The organism is Paenibacillus sp. sgz302164 (assembly GCF_056120505.1).
In genome coordinates, this window is the sequence record NZ_JBVYOL010000042.1 from 1 (window position 1) to 13,433 (window position 13,433).

At 49.9% G+C, this 13,433-nt stretch carries 14 protein-coding genes, 1 tRNA gene and 2 rRNA genes; 12 read left to right on the forward strand and 5 right to left on the reverse strand.

Annotated features, from left to right (window positions below):
* The 12 genes from AC0LWT_RS36460 to AC0LWT_RS36515 form a co-directional block, all read left to right on the forward strand.
* Window positions 1-82 (forward strand): 23S ribosomal RNA (locus AC0LWT_RS36460); the annotation flags it as partial.
* A gap of 69 nt (window positions 83-151) precedes the next feature.
* Window positions 152-268: ribosomal RNA gene (gene rrf / locus AC0LWT_RS36465) — 5S ribosomal RNA — on the forward strand.
* A gap of 106 nt (window positions 269-374) precedes the next feature.
* Window positions 375-1,586 (forward strand): putative glycoside hydrolase, encoded by a 1,212-nt coding sequence (locus AC0LWT_RS36470; protein ID WP_474686723.1) that lies wholly within the window; start codon window positions 375-377, stop codon window positions 1,584-1,586.
* 117 nt (window positions 1,587-1,703) lie between these two features.
* Window positions 1,704-3,161 carry an IMP dehydrogenase gene (guaB, locus tag AC0LWT_RS36475; RefSeq protein ID WP_474686724.1) on the forward strand — a complete coding sequence of 486 codons (1,458 nt, stop codon included), beginning with the start codon at window positions 1,704-1,706 and terminating at the stop codon, window positions 3,159-3,161.
* 117 nt (window positions 3,162-3,278) lie between these two features.
* A complete protein-coding gene (locus AC0LWT_RS36480) occupies window positions 3,279-4,616 on the forward strand; it encodes a D-alanyl-D-alanine carboxypeptidase family protein (RefSeq protein WP_474686725.1) in 1,338 nt (445 codons plus the stop codon).
* A gap of 119 nt (window positions 4,617-4,735) precedes the next feature.
* Window positions 4,736-5,617, forward strand: coding sequence for a pyridoxal 5'-phosphate synthase lyase subunit PdxS (gene pdxS / locus AC0LWT_RS36485; RefSeq protein ID WP_474686726.1), 882 nt, complete (start codon window positions 4,736-4,738; stop codon window positions 5,615-5,617).
* 2 nt (window positions 5,618-5,619) lie between these two features.
* Window positions 5,620-6,198, forward strand: coding sequence for a pyridoxal 5'-phosphate synthase glutaminase subunit PdxT (pdxT, locus tag AC0LWT_RS36490; protein ID WP_474686770.1), 579 nt, complete (start codon window positions 5,620-5,622; stop codon window positions 6,196-6,198).
* A 91-nt stretch (window positions 6,199-6,289) separates the two neighbouring features.
* On the forward strand, window positions 6,290-7,570 hold the full coding sequence (gene serS, locus AC0LWT_RS36495; RefSeq protein WP_474686727.1) for a serine--tRNA ligase: 1,281 nt from the start codon (window positions 6,290-6,292) through the stop codon (window positions 7,568-7,570).
* Window positions 7,571-7,652: 82 nt separating this feature from the next.
* Window positions 7,653-7,739 (forward strand) — tRNA-Ser (locus AC0LWT_RS36500).
* 149 nt (window positions 7,740-7,888) lie between these two features.
* On the forward strand, window positions 7,889-8,236 hold the full coding sequence (locus AC0LWT_RS36505) for a hypothetical protein (protein ID WP_474686728.1): 348 nt from the start codon (window positions 7,889-7,891) through the stop codon (window positions 8,234-8,236).
* A gap of 18 nt (window positions 8,237-8,254) precedes the next feature.
* Entirely contained in the window at window positions 8,255-8,401 is a 147-nt protein-coding gene (locus AC0LWT_RS36510; protein WP_474686729.1) for a hypothetical protein, read from the forward strand.
* Window positions 8,402-8,415: 14 nt separating this feature from the next.
* Entirely contained in the window at window positions 8,416-8,586 is a 171-nt protein-coding gene (locus tag AC0LWT_RS36515) for a small acid-soluble spore protein P (protein WP_474686730.1), read from the forward strand.
* Between the two features lie 251 nt (window positions 8,587-8,837).
* Here the strand turns inward: AC0LWT_RS36515 and AC0LWT_RS36520 are convergent, their stop codons facing one another.
* From AC0LWT_RS36520 to AC0LWT_RS36540, 5 genes are all read right to left on the reverse strand, one after another.
* Window positions 8,838-9,974 (reverse strand): hypothetical protein, encoded by a 1,137-nt coding sequence (locus AC0LWT_RS36520; RefSeq protein WP_474686731.1) that lies wholly within the window; start codon window positions 9,972-9,974, stop codon window positions 8,838-8,840.
* 3 nt (window positions 9,975-9,977) lie between these two features.
* Window positions 9,978-10,442: a hypothetical protein gene (locus AC0LWT_RS36525; protein ID WP_474686732.1), complete on the reverse strand. Its 465-nt coding sequence runs from the start codon at window positions 10,440-10,442 to the stop codon at window positions 9,978-9,980.
* Complete coding sequence (locus AC0LWT_RS36530) at window positions 10,439-10,963, reverse strand: RNA polymerase sigma factor (RefSeq protein ID WP_474686733.1); 525 nt, start codon at window positions 10,961-10,963, stop codon at window positions 10,439-10,441. Before AC0LWT_RS36530 ends, AC0LWT_RS36525 begins: the two co-directional genes overlap by 4 nt.
* Window positions 10,964-11,089: 126 nt before the next feature.
* Window positions 11,090-12,301 carry an MFS transporter gene (locus tag AC0LWT_RS36535; protein WP_474686734.1) on the reverse strand — a complete coding sequence of 404 codons (1,212 nt, stop codon included), beginning with the start codon at window positions 12,299-12,301 and terminating at the stop codon, window positions 11,090-11,092.
* A gap of 588 nt (window positions 12,302-12,889) precedes the next feature.
* Entirely contained in the window at window positions 12,890-13,099 is a 210-nt protein-coding gene (locus tag AC0LWT_RS36540) for a helix-turn-helix domain-containing protein (RefSeq protein ID WP_474686735.1), read from the reverse strand.
* Between the last annotated feature and the right edge of the window lie 334 nt (window positions 13,100-13,433).

Genomic DNA, 13,433 nt, shown 5'->3' on the forward strand with positions numbered 1-13,433 from the left:
GACGACGAGGTAGATAGGTTCGAGGTGGAAGCGCGGCAACGTGTGGAGCTGACGAATACTAATCGGTCGAGGGCTTAACCTATACAATTTAACTCACACTTTACGTAAATTTCGTATCTAGTTTTCAGGGTGCAAATGAGCACTTTGACTGTTTGGTGATGATGGCGGAGGGGATCCACGCGTTCCCATCTCGAACACGACCGTTAAGCCCTCCAGCGTCGATGGTACTTGAACCGAAGGGTTCTGGGAGAGTAGAACGTTGCCAAGCACTATAAAAATGAGTCTTTTTGGGAATTTTTCCAGAAAGACTCATTTTTTTATATCATTACAAAATGAAGCATTAACCCATACTAGCCCTAAGAGGAGGGATACGTATGGGTTTTGTGAAATTGATGAGATGGATTTGTTTCATTTTATTTTGTCAGCCGGCCTTATTCAGTTTATCAGGCTGTTCCGCGCAGCCGGACAAGGCCCGGCATGCAGCATCGCCAGCCCCTATAACCGCACGGTCACTTGCGTCTGCAATGACCCCTTCAAACGCTTCAATGGCAGCGGCGGATGTTGGGCTGAGAACTGAGACAACGCTGTCCAAACGGCCCAAACGCCAAAAAGTAAAAGGAATCTATGTATCCGCATGGTCGGCGGTAGGGAGCAGATTTGACCGGCTTCTCGACTTGGTGGAGCGAACCGATTTGAATGCAATGGTCATTGACATAAAAAATGACTCGGGACAAGTCGTATATCCTTCAAAGGTTCCTTTGGCTACAGAAATAGGGGCAAACAGCAGCACGATTATTAAGGATATGAAAGCGAAACTGCAGCAGTTGAAGGATAAGAACATTTATTCGATCGCAAGGGTTGCTGTTTTTAAAGATCCGTATTTAAGCGACAAAATAAATGCGTATGCACTGAAGAGTCCGTCCGGAGAAGTGTGGAGAGATAGTAAAGGAACGGCATGGACGGATCCTTTTCAAGAAGGGGTATGGGATTACAATATTCAAATTGCCAAAGAAGCGGCGAGTTTGGGTTTTGACGAGATACAATTTGACTACGTGCGGTTCCCCGACATCAGAAAAAAATCGGATCTGGAGATAAGCTTCAATAATCCCAAAGGTTGGACGAAAGCACAAGCGATAGAAGCTTTTTTGAAAAAGGCAAAAGAACAGATCGGCAATTCCGCATACCTTTCCGCTGATGTTTTCGGCCTAACGACTTCTTCCAATGACGACATGGGCATAGGTCAGGAGTGGGCCCTTATTAGCAGTCAAGTGGACTATATTTCTCCCATGCTGTATCCATCTCATTATGCCAGCGGCGTATATGGGGTCAAGGAGCCCGATTTGCAGCCTTATGCGATCATTCGCAAAGCAATTGGCGATGCGCAGGCGAAGAACGGGCAGTTGAAGCAAAACTATGCTGAGGCCGCTGAGATCAGGCCGTGGTATCAGGATTTTACCGCAACATGGGTCAAGCAGCATAAAACTTACAATGCCGTAGATGTCAAAGAACAAATAAAAGCGGCGACGGAGCAGGGAATCGACCAATTTTTGCTATGGAATTCGACCGGCACCTATACGTATCGTTAACGCAATCTCCACATTCGGCTGTTCCGGTGCGTTTGGCGCCTCCTTTTCCTTGACACGAAAAATAGGCATTTGTTAATATTGCAATATTATAGACCTGAAAGAGGAGGAATTTGTGTTGTGAGGGAAGATAAGTTTGGCAAGGAAGGTTTAACTTTTGACGATGTGCTGTTGGTGCCGCGTAAATCCGAAGTGTTCGGAAAGGAAATTAACATCACGACTGTTTTGGCGCCTCATGTGAAGTTAAACATTCCATTCATTAGCTCGGCGATGGATACTGTAACGGAATCTAAGCTCGCTATTTCTATGGCAAGAGAGGGCGGCATCGGTATTATTCATAAAAATATGACGATTGACCAGCAAGCGGAAGAAGTGGATCGGGTAAAAAGATCGGAGAGCGGAGTTATAACGAATCCTTTTTCGCTTACGCCCGAGCATCATGTTTATGACGCTGAAGCGCTGATGGCCAAGTATCGGATCTCCGGTGTTCCGATTGTGAACGAGGGCAATAAACTGGTCGGTATTTTAACGAATCGCGACCTGCGCTTCGTTCATGATTATTCCATCAAAATTAAGGAAGTAATGACGAAAGAGAACCTGGTTACCGCACCTGTCGGAACTACTCTGCAGCAAGCGGAAGTCATCCTTCAACAGCACAAAATTGAAAAGCTGCCTCTGGTCGATGAGAATAACGAGCTTAAGGGCTTAATTACGATAAAAGATATTGAAAAAGCGATCCAGTTCCCGAATGCCGCCAAGGATCAGCTGGGACGCCTATTGGTAGGCGCAGCGGTCGGCGTTTCGAAAGATGTTATGGAAAGAACCGCGGCGCTCGTAAAAGCGGGCATCGATGTAATTGTCGTCGATTCTGCGCACGGCCATCACATCAATATTGCCGAGACGGTTAAGAAGATACGAAATCAATATCCGGATCTGCCTATTATCGCAGGAAACGTAGCGACGGGAGACGGTACCCGCGATTTAATCAAAGCCGGCGCCTCGATGGTAAAAGTCGGGATCGGACCGGGTTCCATTTGTACGACCAGGGTCATTGCCGGAATCGGCGTGCCGCAAGTTACTGCGATTTTCGATTGCGCTCAAGCGGCGGCTGAGTTTAATGTGCCGGTCATTGCCGACGGCGGGATCAAATATTCCGGCGATGTAGTTAAAGCGATAGCCGCAGGCGCCAGCGCCGTTATGATCGGCAGCTTGTTTGCCGGCACCGAAGAGAGTCCGGGTGAGTCCGAGATTTTCCAAGGCCGCAGATTTAAAGTTTACCGCGGCATGGGTTCTCTGGGGGCAATGAAAGAGGGAAGCAAGGACCGTTACTTCCAGGAAAACGAGAGCAAGCTCGTTCCGGAAGGAATTGAGGGCCGCGTTCCTTACAAAGGGCCTTTGGCGGATACCGTTTATCAGTTGGTCGGCGGCCTGCGCTCAGGAATGGGATATTGCGGGGCGCGCAACATTCACGAATTGATCCATGACACCCAGTTCATTCGAATTACTGGCGCAGGTCTTCGCGAAAGTCATCCGCATGATATTCAAATTACGAAAGAAGCACCAAACTATTCCTTATAGTAACTGCAAAATGTATAAAAATGGAGGCGAAGGGATTGAACTTTCGTCTTCTTTTTTTTGTCTAATGGGGTGTGTTACAATATATTGTGTCTTATATTTCCCGGGGAGAGTGAAATTGTGAATTTATTTGCTTTTAAGAAGAAAAAGATAGCTTTGGTGCTAGGTGTCTGTTTATTGATTCAATCCGTTCTTTTACATATACAACCTTCTAGTGCGCTAGCTGCGGAGACACCGGCAGCCACATCGGCCCCCGCAGGATCGGCAGCGACCGGCGAGCCAAAGCCGGCCGCGAAATCGGCGATCATTATGGAGGCGAGCACAGGAACGGTGCTGTATGAAATGAATGCCGACGAACCACTTCCTCCGGCGAGTATGACCAAGATGATGACGGAATATCTCGTGATGGAAGCCATCAAGGACGGGAAAATCAAATGGGAAGACGAAGTTGTCGCTTCCAAAAATGCCGCCTCTGTCATCGGCTCCGGACAATTGATCGCCGATGGCGAAAAGCTGACCGTCAAAGATATGTTCAACGCGATGTCCATTTATTCGGCCAACGATGCTTCCGTGGCCCTGGCCGAGAAGCTCGGCGGAGGGTCGGAAGAGAATTTCGCCAAAATGATGAACGAAAAGGCGAAGCAGCTCGGTATGTCGGACAAGGCACATTTTATTAGCGCGACAGGGCTTTCCCGGTCCGACCTTAAAAATCCTCCGGCGTCTATCGAGGGTGAGACTTTAATGTCGGCGCGGGATGCAGCTACTCTTGCCTACAATATTTTGAAAGACCATAAGGAAGTTCTCGAATTCACGAAAATTCCTTCTCTGAAATTGCGGCCCAAAGACAAAACGCCCATGATTAACTGGAACTGGATGCTGGAAGGGAACCAAAGCAATCCGAATTTTAAAAAGTTTGCGTATACGGGGCTGGATGGCTTGAAAACAGGTTCTACGAGCGACGCGGGCTATTGCTTTACGGGAACGGCCGAGCGCAACGGCATGCGGCTGATCACTGTTGTTATGGGTGCCAAAACGGAGCCGGAGCGTTTTAATGAAACCCGGAAGCTCATGGACTACGGATTTCAAAATTTTGAAATTAAGCCGTATTTGAACGCAAGAGCTGAAATAGATTCGCTGAAAACCGTAAACATTAAGAAAGGCGTTCAAACGGAAGTTCCGGTAGTTACGAAGACCGGCATGTCTTTTGTAATCAAAAAAGGCGCTAAAGACGAAGAGTTCAAACTGGCGGCCGAGCCGCTCGAAGAAAGCAAGCTGGTTGCTCCCATTAAAAAAGGCGACGTGCTGGGAAAAGTGAAAGTCAGCTATAACGGCCAGGAAAAAACGGTCGATTTGGTCGCCAATGACGATGTCGAAAAAGGAAGCTGGATCCGCCTGCTGTTCCGGTCGATAAAAAACTTCTTCGGCGACATGTTTAAAGGGATGAAGAACATTGTCTAGGCCAGAAAATGGGTTGTATAATGGGTCACCATCATGTAAAATGATTGTTTAGAAGTTTACTATCGAATCGTGCAATGACCTGCATGAATCTGTCATAAAGGCATAGGAGGAATGGAAGTATGGAAACTGGAACATCCCGCGTTAAAAAAGGTATGGCCGAAATGCAAAAAGGCGGCGTCATTATGGACGTTATGAACGCTGAACAAGCAAAAATCGCTGAAGCTGCGGGCGCCTCTGCCGTTATGGCTTTGGAGCGAGTGCCGGCGGATATCCGCGCAGCAGGCGGCGTTGCCCGCATGGCCGATCCGACTATTGTCGAAGAAGTTATGAAGGTCGTTTCCATCCCGGTTATGGCGAAAGCAAGAATCGGCCACTATGTCGAAGCAAAAGTTCTTGAATCCCTGGGTGTTGACTACATTGATGAGAGCGAAGTTTTAACTCCGGCGGATGAAGTTTATCATATCAACAAACGCGAGTTCACAGTGCCTTTCGTATGCGGAGCGCGGGATCTGGGCGAAGCGCTGCGCCGTATCGGCGAGGGTGCTTCCATGATTCGTACCAAAGGCGAGCCTGGAACGGGCAATATCGTAGAAGCCGTACGCCATATGCGGATGATGGTCGGCCAAATTCGCAAAGTACAAGCTATGTCCACAGACGAGCTGATGGCTGAAGCGAAGAACCTCGGAGCTCCTTTCGAGCTGCTGCTGCAAGTTCATGAAACAGGCAAGCTGCCTGTCGTTAACTTTGCTGCAGGGGGCGTAGCTACGCCGGCTGACGCCGCTTTGATGATGCACCTGGGCTCTGACGGCGTGTTCGTCGGCTCCGGTATTTTCAAATCCGACAGCCCTGAGAAATTCGCGAAAGCGATTGTTGAAGCTGTAACCCACTATACGGATTACAAAATGATCGCAGAAATTTCCAAAAACCTCGGAACCCCTATGAAGGGAATCGAAATTTCCAAGCTGGAAGCTTCCCAGCGCATGCAGGAGCGCGGCTGGTAATGTTGAATATCGGTGTTCTTGCTTTGCAAGGAGCGGTAGCCGAGCACATCCGGGCGATCGAACAGGCCGGTGCGGAAGGCGTCGTTATAAAAAGAACGGAACAGCTCCAGGATATTCAAGGTATTATTATTCCGGGCGGCGAAAGTACGACGATCGGCAAATTGATGCGCACGTTCGGTTTTATAGAAGCGCTGCGTCAATTTTCCGCCGAGGGCAAGCCGGTCTTCGGGACATGCGCAGGCCTCATCGTTATTGCCAGGGAAATAACCGGTCAGCCGGAAGCTCACCTGGAACTGATGGATATTACCGTAGCCCGCAATGCGTTCGGACGCCAGCGGGAAAGCTTTGAAACGGACTTGCCGATCAAAGGGATCGACGAAAATGTCCGCGCTGTTTTCATTCGCGCCCCGCTCATCGAGAAAGTGGGTCCGGGTGTGGATGTGCTCGCGACGTATCAGGAGCAGATCGTAGCGGCGCGGCAAGGGCATCTGCTCGCAGCATCTTTCCATCCCGAGCTGACCGACGACTATCGTCTGCACAGCTATTTTGTCGACATGGTCAAGCAAAGCCAAGCTAAATAAAGGGAACCAAGCACCTCTGAAATGACCGGATCTCCGGAAAGGGTGCTTGCTTCCATATATTCAACCATTTTGCGCTAACGGAGGAACCTCCTTGTTTGATGTAAAATTACTTCGTAACGATTTGGCAGCCGTACAAACTGCCATGCACAACCGGGGCAAGCAGATCGAGGAGCTGAATGGTTTCACGGCATTGGATGTGAAGCGCAGAGAGCTTCTGCAGGAAACGGAGCAGCTCAAAAACCGCCGCAACACCGTTTCTCAAGAAGTGGCTGCCCGCAAAAGGTCCAGCGAAAATGCGGACGAATTGATCCAGGAAATGAAGGTCGTCGGCGACCGGATTAAAGAGTTGGATGACGAAATCCGCGTGCTGGATGAGTCCTTGCAGCAGGTGCTGCTGTCGATCCCGAATATGCCGCACGAAAGTGTGCCGGTAGGCTCTTCGGAAGAAGATAACGTAGAGACTCGCCGCGTCGGCGAAATTCCACAGTTTGAATTTGAAGCCAAGCCGCATTGGGAAATCGCCCAAGAGCTGGGCATTCTCGATTTTGAGGCTGCGGCCAAGGTGACGGGTTCGCGCTTTGTATTTTACAAAGGGCTCGGCGCCCGGCTGGAGCGCGCGCTGATCAACTTCATGATGGACCTGCACAGCGATGAGCATGGTTATCAGGAGATGCTGCCGCCTTATATCGTCAATCGGGACAGCTTGATGGGAACCGGTCAATTGCCCAAATTCGAGGAAGATGTATTCAAAATCGAGAATTCGGAGTATTTCCTCATTCCGACGGCCGAAGTGCCGGTTACGAACTATCACCGCGATGATCTTTTGACCGCCGAGCAGGTGCCGGCCAATTTCGTGGCCTTCAGCGCATGTTTCCGCTCCGAAGCGGGCTCGGCCGGCAGAGATACCCGCGGCTTGATCCGTCAGCATCAATTCAACAAAGTTGAGCTGGTGAAGATCGTGAAGCCGGAGGACTCTTACGACGAGCTTGAGAAGCTCACAGGACACGCTGAGCGCGTTCTTCAGCTGCTGAAGCTGCCTTACCGGGTGCTGACGCTTTGCACGGGCGATATCGGCTTCTCGTCGGCCAAAACGTACGATCTCGAAGTGTGGCTGCCTAACAGCGGCGTTTACCGCGAAATTTCCTCCTGCAGCAATTTCGAGGATTTCCAGGCGCGCCGGGCGAATATCCGCTTCCGCAGGGATGCTAAAGCCAAGCCTGAGTTTGTACATACGCTGAACGGCTCCGGCTTGGCGCTCGGACGAACAGTAGCCGCTATTTTGGAGAACTATCAGCAGGCGGACGGATCGGTTGTCATCCCGGACGTACTCGTGCCGTACATGAATAACGTCAAGGCGATCAGCAAAAATTAGAGCTTGATAACCGGCTATTAAATGTGCTACAATGCTTTTTGTCACTGCATAAGGTTGTTTCCTTACGAGGAGGCAACTTCGTGGAGAGGTGGTCGAGTGGTTTAAGGCAGCGGTCTTGAAAACCGCCGAGGTCGTGAGGTCTCCGTGGGTTCGAATCCCACCCTCTCCGTATACCTTTACAAAAAGTCATGCGATTCTGAAGAATCGTGTGGCTTTTTTTCATTCTCCTGCGTGGGTTGCAGGGGTATATTTTGCTATCCGGGGGCTTGGATAAAAGAGCTTGCGCCTTCATATTTTAAACATGTGGAGGTGTTACCGATGAGCAAAGCAGATAAGCCGGCCGTCGATCAGAAGAGGTTGGTCGAGGAATGGACAACCCGGCTGCCCGAGGTGCTGAACAACTCGGATCAGGTGCGCGTATGGGCCGACGAGGCCGATTCCAACGCCTTATGGGTGCATATTACATCCGCAGGCCATTCCATGTACACGTTTGATTTTAAGGTGACTTACGTTGATTCCAGAGAGATTAAGGCAGAGCTTGTCGATGTGGAGCAGGATCAAAAGCATATCGATGAACGCCATGGCGTCGTACAGACGCTGATTGACGATTACATGCGTCACATACATGAATGTGCACAGGCGTTACAGCAAGTCACACATGCCTGAACAGCGGAGGGAGCATACATGACCAAGCAAAAGAGCCGTGATAAAAATTTGCAAAACGTAGTTAAGGATTTTAACCATACTACCGTGAATAGCCATCAAGCGCAGCAGGTGCAGCAGCAAACTAACGATCATCGACACCAAGATGCTTTAAATCATGATGAATAGAGGGGTGCCAGGCGATGTCCATACCTAGAAACTATCCTGCGGGAGAAAGCTACACCGACGGAAGCCCACAAGCCAGAAATGACAATAACGATGCTCCTGAGCCGCTTTCGGGCTCCAAAAAGGTGAAAAACCGCAATCATTCCGGGGCTAAACAGCATTCTGAGGGCTCGGGGCACCGCGGTTAATTTTTTTTCTTTACAAAATGTTTAAAAAAGCGGAAGGCGGACAAACTATAAATGTCGGTGAACAGAGAGGTGTGGTTCCGTTGGAGGATTTCAGCGAACGACCGTTGCCTGGAGGACTTTCATACCTGTTATAAGCAGGCTGGAGGGGATGTGCCAAAGACACTTGAGGTGTTTTATAAGCAGATTTTCCAAAGGTTTTACAAGTAACACGGTTTAGAAAGAAATCAACTAACACCGACAGAAAAGAACCCCTAGGGGTTCTTTTTGTCTTCGTTATTTTTTGATTTTTGATTCATCAGCAAGCGAACTCCGGCTCCTATCAGAATAACGGCTACGATTGCGGTTTGCGCGAACTGGGTGAACCAGTAATTGTAATCGGAATTAGGGAATAAGCGGTCGAAGAACGGAGCGGCGCCTTCGTTGATCATGTAATAGCAGCCGATCAGCAAAAGGACGACCCCGATTGGACGCTGATACAAAGTCCAGTTTTCGATAATCGGCTTATCGGTTAGCGTGCCGTTCTCGTATCTGGTCATCTGCTGCAAAGCGTCAAAGAAGCTATAGAACCACAGAAGCGGGATCAAAAAGAAGAACAAAGACAACCTCAAAACATCGAACACATAGATCGAGAACAGGAAGATGGCCATGAGCTGCAAGCCTCTTTTGGGCATCGCTAAATATAAATGCGCGGCACCCGGAAAGACCGCGATAATCGAGGCAAGCGTTCTGTTTTTACGGCTGTAGACGTCGTTATGGTACATGTCCTCAAACAGGCTTTGATCGATCGGATCCAACCCCGCGTGCTTGCGTTCCAGCTGTTTTAAAGCATCGAACATGGAGTAGAAGAAAATAACCGGCAGAATGAAAATGAACGCCATAAACCCGGGGTTATTCGTAATGACTGCGAGAAAAACGACAAGCATCGCGCCTCCGAAAAAGGAAAGCATCGCGGTCAAACCCCGCTGCATCAGCCCCAACTGATAGTGGCCCAGCCCGGGGATGAAGGACATCATAATGATTTTGCTTTTTTCACGCTGCTGCCAGGCCCTTACATAAGGATCATCGTTCCAGTAAGTTTGCTCTTGTCCGGGCATCATACCCGGGTGGTACGGATAAGGGGGAGCCGGTTTTCCAACCAGGAACACGACCATATCGATTACATTGGCGATCCAGATCAATGCGGCGATGAAAGTGAGGAGCAGGGCGAATGATTCTGCGTCTCTTCCGCCATGACCGACAGCGAGGATAAAGATCAGCAAGGCCAGTCCGAAAAAGCCGCCTGTGTAAAGCGATCCGCGGATAGGGCGCTGCATATACAAGTGACCGACGCCAGGCAAACAAAATGACAGGATGAAAGCCAAAACGCCGCTTCGGGGATTCGTGTTCATCGGTCATCGACCTCCTTTGTCTTGAGGGGTTTGAATATGATCCAGCCAGGTAAGCGTCCGATGGACAAGCCGGTCGGAGATAGGCGCATCCTTTTGAAAAGAGGATTTCTGCGTCTTGTAGTCATTTTTGCTAAGGGAACCCACCTCTTGAAACAATCCCTGGAAAAATCCTGTAGCGACCAGGATGAGCGTAGCCGCCGCGGCAAGGCCGTAGTGAAACCATGTGGAGCGGTACCAGGAGCGTTGAGAGCGCATGAGGCGCACTGTACGGTTAAGAACGGCGTCAACGTAATCTTCCGTATTCGTTTGCGGCAAGGGCAGGCTTTGCGGGTCATCCTCCAAGCACTTCACATAAACGGACAAACATTGGTCGCATTGATACAAATGAAGCTCCATCGTGGAAGTTTCGGACGGAGACGTGCGCTGCGCCACATACAGTTCCCATTCCTGCTTATCGTAATGCTTCAACTGAAATCCTCCTCCTTCCAGTTTTTGCGGAGCCACTGCTTAGCCCGATACAGCTTGGATTCTACCGTTTTAATCGTTACACCCTGTGCGGCGGCAATATCCTGATAAGATTGATTGTGCAAATAATAGGCCATAAGCACATCCTGATAATTGACCGGGATTTGATCCATTTTGGACCGGATCAGTTGAACGGTTTCTTTCGTCATGACTTCCTGCTCCAAGGAACGGTTCGGGTCGTATGGCGAAAGCGGCGCCGCTTCTTCGATCTCCGCCGTCATTTCTTCTCTTTTGCGCTGGGCGGAGCGCTTGAAATCTATGGCCCGATTGACGGCGATGCGCGTGATCCAGGTTTTAAAGCCCTTCATTTGGTAAGTGGGGAGGGAGAAATAAATCCGGGTCCACACATCTTGCGTCAAATCCTCGGTGTCCTTCGGATGGCGGACGATCGCATAGATCGTTTGAAACAGATAGCGGCGGTAAGTCGTCACAAGCTCGCGAAAAGCGGACTCATCGCCGTCCAATGTACGCTTAACTAATGTGTCATCCTGAATATTCTCCTCCTCCTCTCCGCTTACATAGACGAAGATGGCGCTCCGGAACCCTGCACTCCCAAATAAAAAAAGAGCGAATCCGAATGACTCGCTCTTTCAAGAGTTAGCGGTGCTTTTGCCGCCGGATATAGAGGGGCGGTCCTGTTGACCCGCTCGAATGAATAGCTGCGACAGGCAGGCGCTTATAATGCCGAGCACACCCAGAAAGAGGAACCCCTGGCCCAAGTGGAACCAATCGCCGATGATCCCCATCAGCACGGGGCCTACGAACATGCCCAGCCCGTAGATCGCCTGGAAAAAGCCCATCGCTGTCGCCCGCTTGTCGGACGGCATATGCTTAATGCTAAGCGCCATCAACACGGTAAAAGAAAGCCCTCTGCCGAAGCCGGCCAAAGCTTGCGTCACGATGAGCACCCACAGCTGCTGGGAGAACGGGATGGTGAGCGTAAACAGCCCCATCAGCACAAAGCCCCAGACTACGACCCGTTTCTCCCCGAATTTGGCCGCCCAGCGCCGCCCTCCGAACAATGAGGCAATGGCTACAGGCAGTGTCGAAAAGAAAGTGAGCAGCGCCATTTCGAATTTCCCCGCTCCCAGGCTGGTCGCATAGACGGGAGTAAAGCCGAACACAGTCGCAAACGTCAGCACTTGGGATAAAATGGCCAGCAGCGAAACAAAGAGCAGCGTGCGGTCCGCCGCGACGCCGGCAATGCCGCGCATCGTAATCTTCGGCGCATCTTCCTCGATGCGTTCTACGAGAAAGAAAGAGCCGAGCAATCCGACGGCGCCGAGCACGGTTCCCATCATAAAGGCCGATTCCCAGCCGAGCGAATCCGTCGCCCAGCCGGCCATCAGAATGCCCAGCATTTGGCCTAGCGAGTTGTAAAAGCTGATCGTCCCGATCGCTTTGGTGGATTCTTCATGTTTATAGTAGCTGGTAAACAGGACCGTAAAATCAACCCACGTCGCCGCAGCGGCGCCGGCCAGAGCGCGGAGCACAATCATCCAGGTGAAATCGCGGGTGATCCAAAGACCGAGCCCGCTTAACGCGGTAAAAAGCAGCCCGAACGTAATGAACAGTTTCCGCTTGTGAAACCGGTCCGACATGACGCCTACCGGGATGCGCAGCAGCATTTGGGAAATGCCGTACATCCCGACGATCCAGCCTGCAAGCTGATGCGAGCCGCCTAAATATTCAACATACGGCGCAATAATCGGCACGCTCGTATACATGGACATCCAGAACAGGAGCGTGACTGCGCAGAATAAAGGAATGCGATAAGAAGTTCGGGTACTCGGGACAGACATAAAAGGATGCATCTCCTTTCTTGGTTGCAAAAGCGCTGCTTCACAAAACAAACAAAGGGAAAACCAACCCGAGGTCGTCATCCCTTTGTTAAATGGAAGCGGTTAAACTTGAACGTGCGGCGATGCTCACATGCCTATTATCATAACGCAGCCCGGTCGATAAAAGCAATGCTTATACGACGAAAAGCTTGCGTATGCAAAAGGCCCAGTCGTTCGTGAAGCGGGGGTGGTAGCGCGCAAAACCTGCAAAAGTGCAGGCTTTTTTTGCGAATATGGCTCGTTTTCGGGAAAAGCCTGCGAAAGTGCAGGAATTTCCGGTGAAAATGGGTCTGAGCTGATGTATTCGATGAAAAACCTGCACTTTTGCAGGAATGTTTCAAAGCCAGCGTATCTACGAGCAAAAGGATGTACTTTTGCAGGTTTTTTTCGTGTTCCTAGTCAGATGCAGCAGAATTGTTTGCGGCTTATCAATACCACGCCTATTCGTTCCTTTGCTCAAGTAACAAACACGCTAACTTAACAGCTAGATTCGCTCAAATAAAACAGAAAACCTACCACGGCTAAACGGTAAGAAGTTCTTTGCGTTATTTATTCCGGTCGGCCGCTGTCTTTTTTACGCCAATTTTTCGGATGGTTCGGTTGGGCAGGATTCGGTTGGTTCTTATCAAGTATCCACGTTTTACCGATTTGAACCGCTTTAACGCGCCCTTCTGCGCAATAGTTTTTGATGGTACCCGGCGATAATCCCCATATTTCCGCGGCCTCCTGGACACCCATAATATGATCAAGGGGGTTCATGACGGTTACCTCTGTTTCCGTACGATTATTAACGTATATAGCGATATAGCGAGCGTGATAATTGAAATTACGAAAGTGACGTAAGCCATTGAGTACACGGCTCCTTTCGCGTATAATGATTGTTAGGGGGAGAGGTTTTAAACCTCTCCGGTGATTTACTTACGAGACTTCGAGCGCTTCCGACGCTTGGAGTCTTTTTCTTTTCGGTGATTTTCCAGCACTATGTAGAGATTGACGAGAGCAACCAATAGCTGGATTATCGCCGTCAGAAGGGTAAGCATTTACATCACCTCCTAACGGTTTCATTATATCATATGCGATAACGCATGTAAAG

Coding starts and splice junctions, on each gene's coding strand:
- AC0LWT_RS36535 (WP_474686734.1), bottom strand. CDS start 12,301: ATGTCTGTCCCGAGTACCCGAACTTCTTATCGCATTCCTTTATTCTGC.
- AC0LWT_RS36510 (WP_474686729.1), top strand. CDS start 8,255: ATGACCAAGCAAAAGAGCCGTGATAAAAATTTGCAAAACGTAGTTAAG.
- AC0LWT_RS36520 (WP_474686731.1), bottom strand. CDS start 9,974: ATGAACACGAATCCCCGAAGCGGCGTTTTGGCTTTCATCCTGTCATTT.
- AC0LWT_RS36515 (WP_474686730.1), top strand. CDS start 8,416: ATGTCCATACCTAGAAACTATCCTGCGGGAGAAAGCTACACCGACGGA.
- pdxS (WP_474686726.1), top strand. CDS start 4,736: ATGGAAACTGGAACATCCCGCGTTAAAAAAGGTATGGCCGAAATGCAA.
- AC0LWT_RS36470 (WP_474686723.1), top strand. CDS start 375: ATGGGTTTTGTGAAATTGATGAGATGGATTTGTTTCATTTTATTTTGT.
- AC0LWT_RS36540 (WP_474686735.1), bottom strand. CDS start 13,099: ATGAACCCCCTTGATCATATTATGGGTGTCCAGGAGGCCGCGGAAATA.
- AC0LWT_RS36505 (WP_474686728.1), top strand. CDS start 7,889: ATGAGCAAAGCAGATAAGCCGGCCGTCGATCAGAAGAGGTTGGTCGAG.